Source organism: Pseudomonas sp. 2995-1, assembly GCF_002742505.1.
Classification (GTDB): domain Bacteria; phylum Pseudomonadota; class Gammaproteobacteria; order Pseudomonadales; family Pseudomonadaceae; genus Aquipseudomonas; species Aquipseudomonas sivasensis.
Genome location: NZ_LJSA01000377.1, coordinates 397,231 through 414,703, shown reverse-complemented (window position 1 = coordinate 414,703; position 17,473 = coordinate 397,231). Strand labels below are relative to the sequence as shown.

Annotated in this window: 16 protein-coding genes; 9 read left to right on the top strand and 7 right to left on the bottom strand. The window is 61.1% G+C overall.

The window, feature by feature from the left end:
* The first annotated feature begins 69 nt into the window (after positions 1–69).
* Positions 70–1,566, top strand: coding sequence for a PLP-dependent aminotransferase family protein (locus AOA61_RS19150; RefSeq protein WP_099602426.1), 1,497 nt, complete (start codon positions 70–72; stop codon positions 1,564–1,566).
* Positions 1,567–1,582: 16 nt separating this feature from the next.
* Here AOA61_RS19150 and AOA61_RS32305 read toward each other — a convergent pair whose 3' ends face one another.
* The gene (locus AOA61_RS32305) at positions 1,583–1,708 is read right to left on the bottom strand and encodes a hypothetical protein (RefSeq protein ID WP_256583458.1); all 126 of its coding nucleotides are present in this window, start codon (positions 1,706–1,708) and stop codon (positions 1,583–1,585) included.
* A gap of 263 nt (positions 1,709–1,971) precedes the next feature.
* Between AOA61_RS32305 and AOA61_RS19140 the strand changes: the two genes are divergently transcribed.
* The 7 genes from AOA61_RS19140 to AOA61_RS19110 all read left to right on the top strand — a co-directional run bounded on the left by AOA61_RS19140 (position 1,972) and on the right by AOA61_RS19110 (position 10,202).
* The gene (locus AOA61_RS19140; protein ID WP_099602425.1) at positions 1,972–3,228 is read left to right on the top strand and encodes a cystathionine gamma-synthase family protein; all 1,257 of its coding nucleotides are present in this window, start codon (positions 1,972–1,974) and stop codon (positions 3,226–3,228) included.
* A 111-nt stretch (positions 3,229–3,339) separates the two neighbouring features.
* Positions 3,340–4,764 (top strand): amino acid permease, encoded by a 1,425-nt coding sequence (locus AOA61_RS19135; RefSeq protein ID WP_099602424.1) that lies wholly within the window; start codon positions 3,340–3,342, stop codon positions 4,762–4,764.
* A gap of 47 nt (positions 4,765–4,811) precedes the next feature.
* The gene (locus AOA61_RS19130) at positions 4,812–5,702 is read left to right on the top strand and encodes a LysR substrate-binding domain-containing protein (protein WP_032891405.1); all 891 of its coding nucleotides are present in this window, start codon (positions 4,812–4,814) and stop codon (positions 5,700–5,702) included.
* A gap of 17 nt (positions 5,703–5,719) precedes the next feature.
* Positions 5,720–7,099: a threonine synthase gene (gene thrC / locus AOA61_RS19125; protein ID WP_099602423.1), complete on the top strand. Its 1,380-nt coding sequence runs from the start codon at positions 5,720–5,722 to the stop codon at positions 7,097–7,099.
* A gap of 22 nt (positions 7,100–7,121) precedes the next feature.
* Positions 7,122–7,559, top strand: a complete 438-nt coding sequence (locus AOA61_RS19120; protein ID WP_032891403.1) for an Lrp/AsnC family transcriptional regulator — start codon at positions 7,122–7,124, stop codon at positions 7,557–7,559.
* Between the two features lie 177 nt (positions 7,560–7,736).
* Positions 7,737–8,786, top strand: coding sequence for a homoserine dehydrogenase (locus tag AOA61_RS19115; protein ID WP_099602422.1), 1,050 nt, complete (start codon positions 7,737–7,739; stop codon positions 8,784–8,786).
* A 3-nt stretch (positions 8,787–8,789) separates the two neighbouring features.
* Positions 8,790–10,202 (top strand): aldehyde dehydrogenase family protein, encoded by a 1,413-nt coding sequence (locus AOA61_RS19110; protein WP_099602421.1) that lies wholly within the window; start codon positions 8,790–8,792, stop codon positions 10,200–10,202.
* A 60-nt stretch (positions 10,203–10,262) separates the two neighbouring features.
* Here AOA61_RS19110 and AOA61_RS19105 read toward each other — a convergent pair whose 3' ends face one another.
* From AOA61_RS19105 to hpaA, 6 genes are all read right to left on the bottom strand, one after another.
* Positions 10,263–11,711, bottom strand: coding sequence for an amidase (locus tag AOA61_RS19105; RefSeq protein WP_099602420.1), 1,449 nt, complete (start codon positions 11,709–11,711; stop codon positions 10,263–10,265).
* A 16-nt stretch (positions 11,712–11,727) separates the two neighbouring features.
* Entirely contained in the window at positions 11,728–12,960 is a 1,233-nt protein-coding gene (locus AOA61_RS19100) for an MFS transporter (protein WP_099602419.1), read from the bottom strand.
* Positions 12,961–12,970: 10 nt separating this feature from the next.
* Positions 12,971–13,903 carry a transporter gene (locus AOA61_RS19095; protein WP_032891396.1) on the bottom strand — a complete coding sequence of 311 codons (933 nt, stop codon included), beginning with the start codon at positions 13,901–13,903 and terminating at the stop codon, positions 12,971–12,973.
* 68 nt (positions 13,904–13,971) lie between these two features.
* On the bottom strand, positions 13,972–14,964 hold the full coding sequence (locus tag AOA61_RS19090) for a helix-turn-helix domain-containing protein (RefSeq protein WP_099602418.1): 993 nt from the start codon (positions 14,962–14,964) through the stop codon (positions 13,972–13,974).
* 153 nt (positions 14,965–15,117) lie between these two features.
* Entirely contained in the window at positions 15,118–15,540 is a 423-nt protein-coding gene (gene hpaR, locus AOA61_RS19085) for a homoprotocatechuate degradation operon regulator HpaR (RefSeq protein WP_032891392.1), read from the bottom strand.
* Positions 15,541–15,723: 183 nt separating this feature from the next.
* A complete protein-coding gene (gene hpaA / locus AOA61_RS19080) occupies positions 15,724–16,629 on the bottom strand; it encodes a 4-hydroxyphenylacetate catabolism regulatory protein HpaA (RefSeq protein WP_099602417.1) in 906 nt (301 codons plus the stop codon).
* Positions 16,630–16,810: 181 nt separating this feature from the next.
* Between hpaA and AOA61_RS19075 the strand changes: the two genes are divergently transcribed.
* Positions 16,811–17,470 carry a fumarylacetoacetate hydrolase family protein gene (locus AOA61_RS19075; RefSeq protein WP_099602416.1) on the top strand — a complete coding sequence of 220 codons (660 nt, stop codon included), beginning with the start codon at positions 16,811–16,813 and terminating at the stop codon, positions 17,468–17,470.
* Positions 17,471–17,473: the final 3 nt, after the last annotated feature.

Here is a 17,473-nt window from a genome sequence, read left to right as displayed (position 1 = left end):
CGAGGGCCAGAGTCTACGGATAAACTGGCCTGCCACTACCTGCCATTTCATGGAAAGAGAGCAGACCACATGGCAAAGGCCTTCGAGCTTGAAACCCTGAAGATGCGCCTCAACGACGCCGAGTTTCAGCTGCTGGATCTGCACCAGCGGATCCAACGTGCATTACGTGCGCTGATCCTCGACGGCGCCCTCGGCCCCGGCTTGAAACTGCCCGCCACGCGGGTGCTGTCCAAGTCATTGGGGTGCGCCCGCGACACCGTTGAGAACGCCTATGTGCAGCTGCATCGGGACGGGTTTATCGTGCGCCGCGAAGGCGCCGGCAGTTACGTTTGCGACACGGTGGGCGTCGAATTGCGCGGTGCCGGCCGCCGACGCCTCAAGGCTCAGGAAACCAGGAGCAGCGTCGCCGCACCGGGCGCCGAACTCAGCCAGCGCGGGCGGATGATCTTCGACACCGGCGGCGTGCGCGATCAGCAAGTCATCAAGGCATTCGCCACCGGCCTGCCGGAAACCCGCAGCTTCCCGACGGATGTGTGGGAGCGTTTGCAGCGCCAGGTCATGAAGGACTATCGCGCCAGCGTGCTGCTGCATGGCGACCCACAAGGCGCCGAGCCCCTGCGCAAAGCGATTGCCACCTACCTGAACCTCGAACGCGGCGCCAAATGCTCACCCGACCAGGTGCTGGTGTTGAGCAGCACACGTCAGGCGTTGTACCTGTGCGCGCAATTGCTGGTGGACGCCGGCAAGCCGATCCTGCTGGAAAACCCCGGCTATTACGGCGCCCGCAAGGCTTTCCAAATTGCCGAAACCAAGGTGATGCCCATTGATGTCGATGAACACGGCATCCGCACCGACCTGCTTTATGCCGACCGCAGCGGCGCCAACTGTGTGTATGTCACGCCCTCTCACCAGTACCCCACCGGCGCGACCTTGCCCTTGGAGCGGCGACTTGAGTTGATCAATTGGGCGGCGCAAAAAGGCAAGTGGATCATCGAGGATGACTACGACAGCGAGTTCCATTACGACGGGCAACCCACGGCCTGCGTGCAGGGCCTGGACAAGTATCAGCGCACGCTCTACATCGGCACCTTCAGCAAGACCCTCTACCCCGGCCTGCGCATGGGGTACATGGTGCTGCCCTCTGCGCTGGTGAAGCCCTTTGCCTATGCCCGCAGCATGATGGACGGCCACACACCGCAAACACTGCAACTGACCCTGGCGCGTTTTATGGAAGACGGTCATTACAACGCCCATGTGCGGGCCATGCGCAAGCTGTATGCCGGACGACGCTCGATCATGCACGACGCGATCGGCAAGTACCTGAGCACCGTGGTCACCGCCGAATTGCCGCCGGGCGGGTTGCAGATCCCCTGCCTGCTGAAAGCCGGATGGTCCGAGGAGAAAACCATCCGCCAGGCGGCTACTGCCGGCGTGCAACTGTCCGGCCTCAGCGGTTTGTACGCGGGCGAACCGAAGCAACAAGGCTGGCTGCTGGGCTACTCCTCCCTGACCGCGCATGAAATAGAAGCCGCCATGTTGCGCCTGGCCAGCGCCCTGAAAATCTAATGGCCCAGCGCGCAGTTCAGCAGCAGTTGCCGGGCTTGTGCGGCCATCCGCGCGCGCCGGGGCAAGCGCCTGGGATGATCAGGCGCGGACGTTCCTGTCGGGCGATCTGCTCGACCTGATCCAGGTCGACCCTGTGCGTCACCGGATGCACGCCACAGTTGAGGGCCTGGACAAGTTGAACGCAGCGCCATGGGACAAATGCCCTCCTGACTTGAGGTCCAGGCCCAGGATCTTTTCCCCGGTTCCAGCAAAAACAAAACCAGCATATCCCCCCCGCCAACCATTAAAAAAAGCAGCCCTTTGGCACCGATAACATCGTTTCTCGGGGGCACCGCTTATCCCTATATTGATCCGCACTATCTGTGTGAACGACTCAACGTTCACCCCTCAGTGCGAGTAGTCTCAATGAACAAAAAACCTGACAGCGCAGGGCTTGATAATGCGGGCGCCGGGACACGGGCGGTCTGGGGTGGAGAGCAAGTCAGGCATCCCTATAACGCCACGCAGGCGCCTATTGTGCTCAGTGCGGCGTATGGTTACGACGATATCGACGTCTGGTACGACGTCGCCATGGGTAAAGCCCCGGGCTTTATCTATAGCCGCATGAGCAACCCGACGGTCGAGACCCTCGAAGCCAAGATTGGTGAGTTGGAGAATGCCGAATCCGCAGTCGCATTCAGCAGTGGCATGGCGGCTATCAGCAGTGTGCTTTATACCTTCCTGGCCCAGGGTGACCGCGTGGTGTCGACCAAGGACAGTTACGGCGGCACCAACAAGATTTTCGAGGAGTTCCTGCCGCGCACGGGGGTGGAGGTGACCTTGTGCGAGACGTTCGATCACGAGGCGATCGAACGGGAAATCGCCAGAGGCTGTCAGGTGGTGTACCTGGAAACGCCGACCAATCCGACCCTGAAGATCCTTGATATCCAACGCCTGGTTGCGGCGGCCAAACGCGTGGGCGCGCTAGTGGTAGCCGACAACACGTTTGCCACACCACTCAATCAGAACCCCTTGGCCCTGGGGGTCGATGTGGTCATTCACAGCGCGACCAAATTCCTCAGTGGTCATGGTGACGTATTGGGCGGCCTGGTCTGCGGCAGTGAAGCCCTGATGGCCAAGGTTCGGCATTACCGTGAAATCAACGGTGCCACCCTTGATCCACTCTCGGCTTACATGATCATTCGCGGCATGAAAACCCTGGTGCTGCGCATGCGTCAGCAGCAACACAGCGCCCGTGCCCTGGCAGAATTTCTCTGCACAGAGCCGCTGGTGGCTTCGGTCAATTATCCCGGCCTGGCCGACCACCCGAACCACGCGGTGGCGTGTGCGCAGATGGGCGGTTTTGGCGCCATTGTCAGCTTCGTGCTTGTTGGCGGCATGGACTCGGTCAAGCTGCTGCTGCCACGCCTGCGATTTGCCCACTGTGCGGGCAATCTCGGTGCGGTGGAAACCATTTACGGCCCTGCGCGCACCACCAGTCATGTGGAAAACACGCTGGAGGAGCGCCAGGCGCTGGGCATCTCGGAAGGATTAGTGCGGGTTTCGGTGGGTATCGAAGACACCGACGATCTGCTCGACGATTTAAAGCAGGCGTTCGCATTTGTCAGGGGTTTGCGCGATGAAAAAAGTCAGCAGCCCGCCTTCAGCGAGGGCGTGAACTGACCTTTCAAACCTCACGACAGGGCCGTCTGTGAGGCGTTTCATGAAGAGGAATAATAATAAAACTGTGTGGCGACGCTTCTATCTGCCCTCACTACTTTCATGAGAACAACCATGTCCATAACAGAAGAAAAAACCAACACGCGTGCCGGCTTCAAACAGGAAATGCATACGCGCCACATTGTCATGCTGGCCTTGGGTGGCGTGATTGGCACCGGACTCTTTCTAACCTCCGGCTATACCGTTAACCAGGCAGGCCCGCTGGGTGCGGTGATCGCCTACATCATCGGCGCACTCATGGTGTACATGGTGATGATGTGCCTCGGCGAACTGGCAGTGCAGATGCCGGAAACCGGCTCGTTCAGCACGTACGCGACCCGTTTTCTCGGCCCAGGCACCGGCTACACCGTGGCCTGGCTGTATTGGCTGACGTGGACGGTGGCCATTGGTTCGGAGTTCACCGCCGCCGGCATCCTGATGACGCGCTGGTTTCCTGACACGCCCGTGTGGATCTGGAGTGCATTGTTTGCCGGGGCGGTATTTTTTACCAACGTGGTCTCGGTCCGTTTGTTCGCCGAGACTGAGTTCTGGCTGTCCCTGATCAAAGTGGTGACGGTCGTGGTGTTCCTGATCATCGGCGGCGGCGCCATTCTCGGCCTGCTCAATATCGATCAGGCCCACAGTATCGGCCTCGGTAACTTCACACGCGAAGGCTTGTTCCCCACCGGTTTCATGTCGATTGCCATGACCTTGCTGGCGGTGTCGTTCGCGTTTTCAGGCACCGAACTGATCGGTATCGCCGCCGGTGAAACCAAGGACCCGCAACGCAATGTGCCACGGGCCATCCGCACCACCGTGCTGCGCCTGGCTATCTTTTTCGTCGGGACCATTTTCGTGCTGGCGACGTTGCTGCCGCGTGAGCAGGCCGGTCTGGTCGAAAGCCCCTTCGTCACCGTGTTCACCTACATCGGTATCCCCTACTCCGCCGACATCATGAACTTCGTGATCATCACCGCGCTGTTGTCGGCGGCCAACTCCGGGCTGTACGCCGCCTCACGGATGCTCTGGACCCTGAGCGACCAAGGGCACCTGCCCAAGCAGTTCTCCCACTTGACCCGCATGGGCACCCCATTGAACGCCATCGTACTGAGCATGGTCGGTGGCGGCGCATCCCTGCTCAGCAGCGTGTTTGCCGCCGACACGGTGTACCTGGCGCTGGTGTCGATTTCCGGGTTGGCGGTGGTGGTGGTGTGGATGAGTATCGCCGCGAGTCAAATTGCATTCCGCCGTCAGTTCGTGGCCAATGGCGGCGACGTGCGCGACCTCAAATTCAGGGTCCGGGGTTACCCGTGGGTGCCTTTGGGCGCACTGGTGTGCTGCAGCCTTGCTTGTGTGGGGATCGCGTTCGACCCGGAACAGCGCGTCGCGTTGTACTTCGGTTTGCCCTTCATCGCCTGGTGCTACTTCGTGTATTACATTACCCGTAACAGCCGCGAACGACGCTTGTCGCTCGCCACCACGGTTCAGCCGTCCCCCTAGACGGTGTGGGCAAGCGTGCTGAGTACCGCGTCAATAAGGTCCAGACCATGAAGCAAAAGCCGCTCCCTCCGTTGAACTGGCTGCGCGCGTTCGAGGTGTCCGCCCGGAGCCTGAACTTTACTCACGCCGCCGACGAACTGTGCCTGACCCAGGGCGCGGTCAGCCAGCAGATCCGCCAACTGGAAAGTCATCTGGGCGTGGCGCTGTTCAAGCGCCTGCCCCGTGGACTGGGGCTGACCGAAGAAGGCCAGGCTTATCTGCCGGTGGTGCAGGATGCAATTACACGGCTGGCGGTGGGCACCAACGAGATTTTTGGCCAGCACAAACGGCGGCCGATCAAGGTGCGCGGCAGCCTGGCGTTTTTCGTGCACTGGCTGGCGCCCAAGCTGGTGGACTTTCGTCAGGCTCACCCCCACGTCGATATCCGCTACATCAGCAATATCTGGATCAAGGAACTGGATGGCGAAGACGATATGGAAATTCGCTGGGGCCATGGTCAATGGCCTGGCCTCGTGTCCCAGCGGCTGACCTGGGACACCTTGTTCCCGGTCTGCTCACCCGCCCTGATGGCGCGATCACCGCTGACGGTGGCGAGCGACGTTGCGCGGCATACGCTGTTGCATGTGCTGGGTTACGAAGAGGGTTGGGGATACTGGCTGAAGATGGTCGGCGCGGACGACGTCGATTCGTCCCGTGGCATGCAGTTCGACACATTGATCTCGACGTTGCGCATGGCCGAACTCGGGCAAGGGATTGCGCTGGCACGCTCCTCAATGGTTGACGAGATGCTCCAGGACGGGCGTTTGATCGAGCCCTTCGACCAGCGCATCGAAGCCAGCGAGTCGTTCTACCTGGTACGCGGCTCCGGGGCAGACCAGCACCCCGACGCCATGATGTTTTCTACCTGGCTGGTCGAGCAGGCCCATCGCTACAAATAAATGGCCGGAGCCAAACCATGCACTACATAAGCACTCGAAGTTCGACCGTGCAGGCCGACTTTGAAAAGGTCGTGTTGTCCGGCCTGGCCGACGACGGCGGACTGTTCGTACCCACCGAACTGCCGCTGTTCGAGCCCCAGGATATCGCCAACTGGTCAACCTTGCCCTACGACGAACTGGCGTATCGGATCATACGTCCGTTTGTTGGCGGGACCATCCCCGAAGCGGACCTCAAGCGCCTGCTCAAAGAAGCCAGCAGTCAGTTCAAGCACCGTGCGGTGGCGCCGCTGCATCAGGTCGATCGCAACGAATGGGTGCTTGAGCTGTTCCACGGTCCGACCCGCTCCTCGAAGGATTTCGCCGCGCAGTTGCAGGCGCAACTGGTGCAGTACTTTCTGCATAAGCACCCGCGACGCGCAGTGGTGCTCGGCGCCACCAACGGAGACACTGGGCTCGCGGCGATCGAGGCGTTCAAACACAGTAACGACACCCACGTGGTGCTGCTATACCCGGAGTCCGCGGTCGCGCAGCATCAACTGCACGAGTTGCAGGGGGTTGCGCATCCCAATGTGCATACGTTCGCAGTCGCCGGTAGCTTTGACGACTGCCAGCAGCTCGCGAACCGCTTGTTCAGGCATTGGCCCAACCCGCGCCATGAGGCGATCAGCTTCAATTCCAGCAACTGGGTCAACGTGCTGGCGCAGCTCGTGTTTTATTTCTACGCCGTGCTGCAATTGGGCGCAGGTCAACGATCTGTCGGCTTCAGCGTGCCGGCGGCGAGTTTCGCCGAAGTCTACGCAGGCTACATCGCGCAAAAAATGGGCCTGCCGATTACCCAAATCATCGTCGCGACCAACAAAAATGACGCCCTGCATCAGTTGTTCCTCAAGAACCATTACAGCCGCCTGCGCGCTGACAAGACCCTGTCACCGGCCATGGACTTGTCGATTTTCTCCAACCTGGAACGTTTTCTCTGGGAGTTGTATGGACACGACGCTGCGGCAGTCAGTGCGCTGATGGCTGAATTCGAAGCCAGCGGCGAGATGACCATCGCCAACGACTGCTGGTTGCAGGCCCGGATGATCATCGACTCTTATGCGGTCAGCGATGAAGAAACCCTGGCCGAAATCGCCTCGCTCTACCGTGACACGGGCTACCTGATTGACCCCCACACGGCCACCGGAGTACTCGCCGCAAGGCTTTATCGGCGCAGCCTGGTCGCGCCAATGGTCACCCTCGGGGAAACTTCACCGGCCAAATCCGCTGCGCTGCTCAACGAACTGGGCATCAATGTGCCGGGGCAACACGGCCAGGCGACAGCGCACTTACACGCGCAGCGTTACCGGATAACGCCCGACGACGCCGGCCTCCTTTATCAACTGCTCGATACGCTGTGAACGACGGGAGGCAGGGGGCCACATGAAGCGCATTCTGGATCCGCTCGATGAGCGCATCATCGCCGAGTTGCGGCTCAATGCCCGGGCCGCCCACGCTGAGCTGGCGGCCAAGGTCAACCTGTCCCGCAACGCCGTGCGCCAACGGATCGAACGGCTGGAACGTGACGGTGCAATCCTGGGCTATACGGTACTGACCGGCGACGGGCGCCAAGCCTCATCCCAGATCAACGCAGTGATTTTCGTCTATCGCTATGACCGCATGCGCGGCGAGGATGTCTTGCAGGCTCTGCGGGCAATTCCTGAAGTGATCCAGTGCGACGTCATGAGCGGCGAATTCGACCTGATGCTGCGCGTCGGCGCATCGAGCCCGCAGCGGGTGCATCAGGTCTGGACTCAAATCTCGGCCCTGGCGGGGGTGGAAAATACCGTGACGTCATTCGTTCTATCCTCCGTTGTCTAAACCGGTTTCGCGGTAAAAAAAAAGCCAACGATCGTTGGCTTTTTTTGTTCCCCACGCAGCACCTACCCCTTGGTCAAAACGCCCATGAAATAGAGCAAATTGGCATATTTCACTGCCATGGTCGCGCCCCTAATCTTATGCCAGACCACTCATCACACAGATCAAGGGCATAAAAAAATGACTGAATATAAAATTGCGCTGGTGGGCTTCGGTGGCGTCAACCGAGCGTTGGCCCAGTTGATTGCCGAACGCAACGAAGACTGGAAAAACGCACTGGGTTTTACCCTGAAAATCGTCGGTGTCACCGACCTCTTCCTCGGCTCACTGATCAACCGCCAAGGGCTGGATGCCGCCTCACTGGCCGCGCTGCAGGTGACCAAGGGCGCCCTGGCAAACCTACCGGGGGGCGACGCGGTCGCGCGCACTGAAGCCGTGATCAAAGACTCCGGCGCAGACATCATTGCCGAAGCGACCTTCACCAACCCGGTGGACGGCGAACCTGCGACCACGTTCTGTCGCTGGGCCCTGGAAAACGGCCAGCACGTGGTGACCACCAACAAAGGACCGATTGCCCTGCACGGCGCGGCGCTGAAGGCCCTGGCTCAGCGCAACCACGTGGCGTTTGAATACGAAGGCTCGGTGATGAGTGGCACGCCTGTGATCCGCCTGGCCAGGCAATTGCTGGCCGGCAGCAGCATCAACAGCTTCGAAGGCATTCTCAACGGCACCTCCAATTTCGTCCTGACCCGCATGGAAAATGGCCTGGGCTTTACCGAAGCAGTCGAGCAGGCACAGGCCCTGGGGTACGCCGAAGCCGACCCGACGGCGGATGTCGAAGGCCATGATGTACGTCTCAAAGTGGTGATCCTGGCCAACGAGCTGCTGGATGCATCACTCACCGTCAGCGATGTGCGCTGCAACGGTATCAGCGCCCTCACCCTTGAGGACATCGATCAGGCCCGCCAGAACAATGCACGCTGGAAACTCATTGGCGCCGCCACACGGCATGCCGATGGCTCGGTCAGTGCCAGCGTCGAACCGCGCCTGTTGGGCAACGATCATCCGCTCTCCAGCATCGGCGGCGCGACGAATGCAGTGTCGTTCAGCAGCGACCTGATTGGCACGGTGACGGTTTCGGGACCGGGTGCCGGTCGTACAGAAACAGCCTTTGCGCTGCTGTCGGACATCATCAGCCTTCATCAATCCGCTGCACAGGGTCGGGAGTAAGCCATGAACGTATCGAATTTGGCCCGTACGGTTGGGACAGCACAAATACAGGTGTTCAATCCCTTTGACGGTGCGCTTGTCGGCACCGTAGCCGACGTGTGTGCGTCCCAGGTTCCGCACTTGCTGGAACAGGGGCGCCAGGGCGTTCGGGCCAGTGCGGGCTTGCCGCGTTATCGCAGGGCACAGATTCTCGAACAGACGGCCTTGAACATCGAACGCGATGCATCGGCATTTGCCCGACTGATCGTCGACGAAGCCGGCAAGACCCTCAAGCAGGCGCAAAAAGAGGTCAAGCGCTGCGTCAACACCCTCAAGCTGTCAGCCGAAGAAGCCCGGCGCAATGCCGGCGAGGTGATCCCTTTTGATGCCTATGAAGGTTCAGAATCTCGCCAGGGTTGGTTCTCCCGCGAGCCCCTTGGCTTGATCGTCGCCATCACGCCATACAACGATCCCTTGAACCTGGTGGCGCACAAGCTCGGCCCAGCCATCGCCGGCGGCAACGCGGTGATTCTCAAACCGTCGCAATTGGCGCCGTTGTCAGCCATGAAACTGGTGGCGTACCTGATCGACGCTGGCTTGCCCGAATCGGTGGTCACGGTTGCCACCGGTGGTGCCGAACTGGGCAAAGCCCTGGTCGCGGCGCGTGACGTGCGCTTGATTTCCTTCACCGGAGGCTTTGTCACCGGTGAGCAGATCTCCCGCACCGCAGGCTTGAAGAAACTGGCAATGGACTTGGGCGGCAATGCGCCCGTAATCGTCATGGACGACTGCGACCTTGAGGCCGCAGTGGCGTGTTGCGTGTCCGGCGCCTTCTGGGCGGCAGGACAAAATTGCATCGGCACTCAGCGACTGCTGGTTCATGGGTCCGTTTATGCCGCGTTCCGCGAACGTTTTGTCAGCCAGGCCCAGGCCCTGTTGGTCGGCGACCCGTTGCTTGCCAGCACCGATATCGGCCCCATGATTACCCGGCAAGCGGCGCAGAATGCCGAGCGCGTGGTAGCCGACGCGTTGGCCCAAGGCGCAACCTTGCTGTGCGGGCACACACGACAGGATTCGTGTTACGCCGCCACCGTATTGGAAAACGTCGATCACGCCAGCGCACTCTGGCGCAACGAGGTCTTTGCGCCCGTGGTGGTATTGCAACGGGTTGAGTCCTTCGATGAGGCCATCGCGCTGGCCAACGAGCCTGACTACAGCCTGCACGCCGGTATCTTTACGAGCGACCTGGCGACGGCCTTGAGCGCTGCCCGCAGGATTGAGGCGGGAGGTGTGATGATCAACGACTCGTCCGACTATCGCTTTGATGCAATGCCCTTTGGCGGTTCCAAATACGGCAGCCTCGGCCGTGAGGGCGTGCGTTTCGCCTACGAGGAGATGACCCAACCCAAGGTGGTGTGCCTGAATATCCGGGCTTGATCGATCCACGGTAGTCAGCAGTGGGAGCGGCTGCCTCCCATTGCCAACCGTCCCAGGCACTCACCGCTGACAGGCATTGATCGGCGGCACTCGCCGACGCCAGGGTTGCGCACGCTCCAACTGCGCAGCAAGGGCGAACAGCGTACTTTCCTCGCCAAAACGGCCCGCGAAGTGGGCGCCCATCGGCAGGCCGGCGGCGCTCCAGTACAGCGGCACCGACATCGCCGGTTGCCCGCTGGCGTTGAACAACGCGGTAAACGGTGAGTAGCTGTGAAACTGCTCAATCAGTTCATCCAGGCTCAAGCGGTCGTCCTGCACATCCAGCTCGCCAATCGGTGCCGGCTCACGGGCCAGGGTCGGCGTGAGGATCAGGTCGTATTCCTGCATGAACATCGCCAACTGCCGGCCCAAGCCATGAATCCACTCCACCGCGCCCGCGTAATGTGCCCCGCTGACATCGCCCTTGCTGCGCAAAATGATCCGGGTGCGCGCCTCAAGCTCCTCGGGCTGCACCGCAAAGCCGCGCATCTGTCCCAGCACGTCGAGATAGTGACGGGTACTGGCGCCAATGATGGTGAAGACCTGATCGAGAAATTCCGGCAGTGACACCGGCAACTTCACCGGCTCAACCCGATGGCCCAGGGATTGGCACAATCTGGCGGCCTCCTGCACCGATGCCAGCGCTTCGCTGGACGTCGGCCAAGGCCCGAGTTGCTCCACCAGTGCGATGCGCAGCGGCCTTGGGTCGCGCTGTAACGCCGAAACATAGGGCTGCACCTGCACCGGTGCGGCATAGGGTGCGCCGAGGTCGATCCCGGTCGTTGCATCCAACAAGGCGGCGCTGTCACGTACCGACAAGGTGATCCCATGGGGCGTGCCCATGCCGGCCCAGCCTTCGCCGACCATCGGCCCTGATGGCAACAACCCGCGACTGGGCTTGAGGCCAAACACCCCGCAGCAGGACGCCGGCACGCGCAAGGAGCCGCCGCCGTCGTTGCCATGGGCAAACGGGACGACACGCGCCGCCACCAAGGCGGCCGCGCCACCGCTGGAGCCGCCCGCACTGTGGCCGGTGTTCCAGGGGTTGCGTGTGGCGCCAAAGCGCGTGGACTCTGTGGAGTACGACGTGCCGAATTCGGGCGAGGTACTGGTGCCGGCAATCACGCAACCGGCACGGCGCAAACGGGTCACCAGTTCGGCCTCAAAATCTGCGCGAAACCCTCCCAGTGCCTGGGAACCGTTGGTCATCGCCGCGCCGTTGACCGGCGAAAACAAGTCTTTGATCAAGGTCGGTACGCCCGCGAATACGCCGTGGCCGGGCTGCACGGTGCGTGCAGCTTCACGGGCCGACGTGTACAGCCGTTCGGCCACGGCATTGAGCTGCGGCTCGACCCACTCAATCCGGTCAATCACCGCTTCAAGCAACTCGCCGGGGTGCACTTCGCCACGGCGGACCCACTCGGCCAGGCCGGTGGCATCCTCGCTGTCCAACAGATTCTGGATGTTCATGTTTATCTCCTTTTAGTTACGAATGACTTGACCGGAAGGCACCCGGAGCCCCTTTACGTCGGGCGTGCAGGCCTGCCAGCGCCCAGATCGCCGCCGAGGCAAAGCTGACCAGCGCCAGCCACTGGATGGAGGTGCGCAGGTCACCGGCGTAGACACTGAGCAGCGCCACCACCAGCGGGCTGACAAATTGGCCGAAATACAGGCAAGCCGTGAACCCGCCCAGGCCGCGCCCGCGCGTCCGGGCACTCAGGGCATTCATCACCGGCGCCATCACGTTGGGCACCAGCAGCCCGGCGCCCAGGCCGTGAATCAGCACCGCCACCAGCACCGCGATGTAGCTTTGCCCGCGCATCAGCAGCCACAGCCCCAACCCCAGCAGAGCCAGCAACAGCGCGTTGCAACCGACGATGCCGAAGCGTCGACGCAGCAATGGCCAGGCCAGCGAACCGCCCAGGGTCGCGAGCAAACCCAAGCCCGCCGACAGCCCGATCAGCGTGCTAGAGGTCACTCCCAGGCCGACCAGCAGAATCGGGGCCTGGATCGGCACGATAAAACTCAGGACCATCCCGCTGAGAATCAGCAGATAACCCAGTACCAACGGCACCACGGCTACCCTGCCCGGCTCGGGTTCGTCGAGGGACTGCGGGCGGCTAGCCGGTTCCCACAGCACCTTCATCATCAGCGGCACCAACAGCAATGGCAGCAGGTACAGCAGGAACGGCAGGCGCCAGGAATGCTCGCCCAGCGCGCCGCCCACCACAAAGAACAGCGAGCCCACCAGGCCGATGGTTACTACCTGCCGATTGATGTAGCGCAGCCGTTCCTCACCGTGCCAATAGTCGGCAATCAAGGTGGCGCAACAGGTCATCACGGCGGCTTCGGCGCAGCCGAACAACAGGCGCACGCCCACGATGGCCTGCAAGTTATCCAGCAGTGCCGGCAAGGCGCCGAGCACGGCGTATAACAAGGTCGCGATAACCAGCAACGCCTTGCGCCCGACCCGGTCGGCCAACCAGCCGGCCAACGGCGCGCACAGTGCAATCGCCAGCGCCGGCCCGGTGACCGCCAAGGGCACCAGCAAGTCGGCGCGCGGCTCCAGCGGACCAAACGTGGCGCCAAGCTTGGGCAGGATCGGCGCAACCATGACCGCGCCCATGATCGTCAGGCTGCTGCCGAGCATCAGCACCAACCCTTCACGACGACCGCTGGCTTGCCGGGGTGGTGCGTACTCAGAACGTGATGGATTCATGGCCAGCCCCTTAAAAGCTTTGAGAAATGCGCAGCGCCACGGTGTAACCCTCGGCACGGTTGCGCGCGTCGGTTTCCTTGTAGGCATGCAGCCAGACCGGTGGCAGGCCCGGCTTGAAGTAACTCACCGCTGGCCCCACTGCCAGCACCCGCGCTCGGTTGCCAGTCTGCAACCCTGGCGCATCGTCATCGCTGAACTGGCGGTAGTAATAACCACCCAGGCCCAACGTCCACGGGCCGATGTGCTGGCCCACGGCAAACTCGTGGCGGTACTCGACACCATTTTTGTAATCGGTTGCGGGGTTGCGGGTGTTGACGTCGACTTCAAAGCTTGAGGAAACCTCGAAGCCACTGTCGGTGAGGTAGGTGGCGTTGACGATCGGCGAGAACGTCCAGTGATTGAGACCGGGGGAAACCAGACGGTTCTTGTCGTAGTCACCGGTAGGCGCCTGGATCTGCAATTGGGTGTTGATGAACAGATTCGGCGATGGGTTCCATTGCAGGATCACCGGCAGGAATTGCACATCGGCCAGTCGAAACGGATCAGCCTCCAGGCTCAGCGGCCCAATGGGGGTCGGCACCTTGACGGAAGCGTCCATCTTGAAAAACGGCACCACCACGCCAAACCCATAGTGGGCGCCCAGTACAGTGTGATCAGTCATGCGCATATAGGCGACGCCAATCGACAAGACGTCCAGCGAGAAGTGGTTGTCGATCGAACGGCCGTTGCGGTCCTTCTGCACATTGGCCGAGTAGAACGCCGTACGCAGCCCGATGGTGCCGAACGGCGTGGCCGGTGGCATCATCCCCGCGCCGAAGTCATACACGCCGACCGCCGTGGTCGGCGCGCCGTTCTCGGTTGCCTGGACGCCGGCGCAGCAACCGAGCAGCCCCAGGGTGAACAACGTCTTGCGTGCAGCGCTTGCGTTATTGTTATTGCTCATCGAATGCCCCTCCCAGCAAGTGGTGTGGGTCATCCTAGGCAGCAGCGCCGTGGGCGGGTTATCCGTTTTCAGCAGAGTTGCGTACGGCGCAGGGTCTGTGAAGGGGTTTCACCAAACAGGGTGCGATAGTCACCGGAGAACCGGCTCAAATGCCAGAACCCCCAGCGTGCCGCGACGTCCTGTACGTTCAGGGATTGGGTGCTCATTCGCAGTTCACGACGCACTGCATTGAGGCGCAACGCACGCAAATACGCCACCGGATTGATCCCCAGGGTTTCCTGGAAACAATATTGGAGTTTGCGCCGGCTGGCGCCGATGTGGTTACACAGGTCGAGGATCGACAACGGCTCGTCGAGGTGACTCAGCGCGTATTCCCGTGCGCGGTCGACCATCCTTTTGCGCGCGGTAGGGTTGAGCGGTGGCGCGTGATCCGGCGCAATCAGCTCAAGCACGTGCAGCATCACCGAATCCCGCAGGCCACGGCGGATCGAATCGTGTCCCAGCAACGCATCCCGCGCTTGCTCGGAGCCGGAAAGTGCCTCGAACAGCGCCGCGAGTTCAGCCTGCACAGACGAGTCACCCAAGCGGTAACACTTGGGAAGATCGGTAATTCGAAAGTGGCTGCCCTGACGCTCCAGCACATGCTCAAGGACGTGCTCGTCAATGGCCACACTGAGCAAATCCAGGTGTTGGGGAGTGTGCAACTCAGGAAGATGCTCACCGTGGGCGACCAACAGGCTTGGCTCATGGATCGGATGCCCCGAGCAATACACCGGGCCATCGGCACTCAAGGGGATGCTGAAAGTGATCGCGCCTTTCCACGCCATGCCACTTTTGATCATGGCCTGATTAGAGCGGTCGCGGGCCAATTGCATCCAGTCCGACCGGAACGCCACCAACTCCCCTTCAAAGGCCCCCGCAGACACTTGATCGTAGCGAACCTGCCAGCCGTGCATATTGCGAGCGTGCTCGTCGATATCGCGGGTCAGAAAACGTTGGAGCGCTGGCGCCCCTCGGGCAACCACCGCGGCCTCAGGCATCAGCACATTATTGTTGTTCATTGACCCAACCTTTTTCAGTTGCAAGGCTTACCGGTCAGGTACAAGGCAAGTTCCATTCCGAACTCAGGTGATGCGGCACATTTGTGCCGAAAACGGATAGCGATCGGTGCTGCGCGGGGCGAACACATTCACTTATTAACTAAATTTAGCCCATCAAGGCTTTATGTTTTTCAGCTCGTTGAGCAAACCCAGCAGTTGCTCCATTTTTTCCGCGCCAAACTGTTCCTCGATTTTCTGGTAGTTGCTTTCCATGCCTTCACTCATGGAAACGAAGCACTGCTGGCCGCGTTCGGTGAGGGCGACGAACACGCGGCGCTGATCCTGGCTGGACTTCTGCCGACGCACCAGGCCGTCACGCTCCAGGCGACTCAGCACGCCAGTCATGCTCGGTTTGAGAATGCATGCCTGCTGGGCGAGTTGATGGCTTTCAAGTTCCCCCTGCTGGCGCAGTATGCGAATGACGCGCCACTGTTGTTCAGTCAGTTCGTGCTGGTTCAGGGCGGGTCGGAAAAAAGCCATTGCGGCTTCACGGGCTTGCAGCAAGGTCAGGGTCAGCGAAGGTCGGGGGTTGGCCATATCGGCACCACTTGAGGGGGCGAGTCGGCAGCTTAGTGTCGCCGGCCTGTCCGTGCAAGCCGCGCGCAAGCCTGTGAAAAGTGCAATCGGTTCCGTGTAAAAGCCATTCTGTCGCACCGCTGCGCTGGTCATGCTGATCCGTACAAGATCAACAAGATCAAGGCGCAGTTCCCCATGCCTGTCTCAACGCAGCCCCAATTGTCGCTGGCGGTACTCCCCCGGAGTGAGCTGTGCGTAGCGCTGGAAAAACCGACTGAAGTAGGCCGGGTCCTTGAAGCCGAGCTGGTAGCAGATCTCGTTGGCGGAGCTGCCCGTGAACATCAGCAGCCGCTTGGCCTCCTGCATGAGCCGCTCCAGGATCAGGCGCTTGGACGGCAGGTCGGCGATGCGCCGGCACACATCGTTGAGTCGCGCCTCGGTCACCCCGATGCCTTGCGCATACCGGGACAAGGGCCAGTGTTGCTGGTAGTGCGCTTCGATCAGCTCGTTGAAACGGTGGAAAATCCTCAAGTCTTCGTGCCGCGCAGGCGTGGCTTTCAGCGAGTGGGAGCACAGCCGCAACAGGCTGATCATGATCAAGCGCGTCAGGCTGTCCAGGGCCGCACTGTGGCCTGGGCGCTGGGCCTCGACCTCTGCACTGAGTTCCTCGAACAGAAAATCCAATCGACGGACCTCACTCGCGTCATGCAGGCCCAACTGCGCCAGCGCCACGCACGCGGCCGGGAGTTGCGCGCCCGCCGGCGCCAGGCTGGAATCAGCATCGATCAGTTGCCAGACCAGTTGCTGGCGCACCGTCAACACATGCCCGTCACTGTCGGCCTCGGTCACAAAGGAGTGCGGCACCGTGGGCGGCGTGAGAAAGAACATCGGCCCCGACTCGACGTATTGCTGGTCGTCCAGATACACCCGCACCGTACCGCTTTTCACGTAGTGAACCTGGAAGAACCGGTCGTGCCGGTGGATCGGCATATTGCGCCCGAAGAAACCCGCAAGGTTGGCCAGCCGGTCGTAGTGGACCTGCGCGTCGCTGTAGCGCTGGTCGTACACCTGGCCAATGTTGATGTTGGGAATGGGTTGTCGGTCGGTCATCGCACGCTACTCATTTTTATTCTGATTGCCGGGGTGCTGCCACGCTCATCCTGCACCGATTTGGGCAGCGCAACCACCGCGAGAACAGTCTGCCACGCTTGACGATAGTTAACATCTTAATTATAACTATTAATACATTAACAATATTCAGAGCCTTCCCATGGCTCTGCCAGGAGAAAGCATGAGCCATGCCTTGCATGACGTCGCGACCGGCACTCTTTTCGGTGTGGCGCTCAACTACCAAGGGCTGCTGAAACAGCGCCTCGCCGAATTCGAACAGCCGCCATATCAGAAGCCGCCGGTCAAACCGGTGCTGTTTATCAAGACGCCCAATACGCGCAATCAGCACGGTGCAGCGGTGGTGCATCCAGGCCAGGGCGAGCGTCTGCAACCCGGCCCCGCCCTGGGCGTGGTGATGGGCAAGAGCGCCAGCCGCGTCAGCCAGGGCGACGCACTCGATTACGTTGCCGGATTCACCGTCATCAATGAATTCAGCCTGCCGGAAGACAGCTACTACCGCCCCGCCGTCAAAGCCAAATGCCGGGATGGCTTCTGTTCCGTCGGGCCCGAATTGATCCCTACCGCTCAAGTCACAGACCCGCACAGCCTGGCGATCACGCTGTACGTCAACGGCGAGATTCGCCAGCAAAACACCACGGCTAACTTCGTGCGCAACATTCCTTTGCTCATCGCCGAAATCAGCGAGTTCATGACCCTGCACGCTGGCGATGTGTTGATCACTGGCACTCCGGAAGGTCGCGTGGATGTGCTGCAGGGTGACACCGTCGAAGTCGAAATCAGCGGTTTGGGCCGCCTCGTCAACCACGTCGTGGCCGAGTAACAG

Excerpts from the sequence above, each read along its gene's own strand:
- AOA61_RS19150 (WP_099602426.1), top strand. The coding sequence starts at position 70 with ATGGCAAAGGCCTTCGAGCTTGAAACCCTGAAGATGCGCCTCAACGAC.
- AOA61_RS19140 (WP_099602425.1), top strand. The coding sequence starts at position 1,972 with ATGAACAAAAAACCTGACAGCGCAGGGCTTGATAATGCGGGCGCCGGG.
- AOA61_RS19135 (WP_099602424.1), top strand. The coding sequence starts at position 3,340 with ATGTCCATAACAGAAGAAAAAACCAACACGCGTGCCGGCTTCAAACAG.
- AOA61_RS19130 (WP_032891405.1), top strand. The coding sequence starts at position 4,812 with ATGAAGCAAAAGCCGCTCCCTCCGTTGAACTGGCTGCGCGCGTTCGAG.
- thrC (WP_099602423.1), top strand. The coding sequence starts at position 5,720 with ATGCACTACATAAGCACTCGAAGTTCGACCGTGCAGGCCGACTTTGAA.
- AOA61_RS19120 (WP_032891403.1), top strand. The coding sequence starts at position 7,122 with ATGAAGCGCATTCTGGATCCGCTCGATGAGCGCATCATCGCCGAGTTG.
- AOA61_RS19115 (WP_099602422.1), top strand. The coding sequence starts at position 7,737 with ATGACTGAATATAAAATTGCGCTGGTGGGCTTCGGTGGCGTCAACCGA.
- AOA61_RS19110 (WP_099602421.1), top strand. The coding sequence starts at position 8,790 with ATGAACGTATCGAATTTGGCCCGTACGGTTGGGACAGCACAAATACAG.
- AOA61_RS19105 (WP_099602420.1), bottom strand. The coding sequence starts at position 11,711 with ATGAACATCCAGAATCTGTTGGACAGCGAGGATGCCACCGGCCTGGCC.
- AOA61_RS19100 (WP_099602419.1), bottom strand. The coding sequence starts at position 12,960 with ATGAATCCATCACGTTCTGAGTACGCACCACCCCGGCAAGCCAGCGGT.
- AOA61_RS19095 (WP_032891396.1), bottom strand. The coding sequence starts at position 13,903 with ATGAGCAATAACAATAACGCAAGCGCTGCACGCAAGACGTTGTTCACC.
- AOA61_RS19090 (WP_099602418.1), bottom strand. The coding sequence starts at position 14,964 with ATGAACAACAATAATGTGCTGATGCCTGAGGCCGCGGTGGTTGCCCGA.
- hpaR (WP_032891392.1), bottom strand. The coding sequence starts at position 15,540 with ATGGCCAACCCCCGACCTTCGCTGACCCTGACCTTGCTGCAAGCCCGT.
- hpaA (WP_099602417.1), bottom strand. The coding sequence starts at position 16,629 with ATGACCGACCGACAACCCATTCCCAACATCAACATTGGCCAGGTGTAC.
- AOA61_RS19075 (WP_099602416.1), top strand. The coding sequence starts at position 16,811 with ATGAGCCATGCCTTGCATGACGTCGCGACCGGCACTCTTTTCGGTGTG.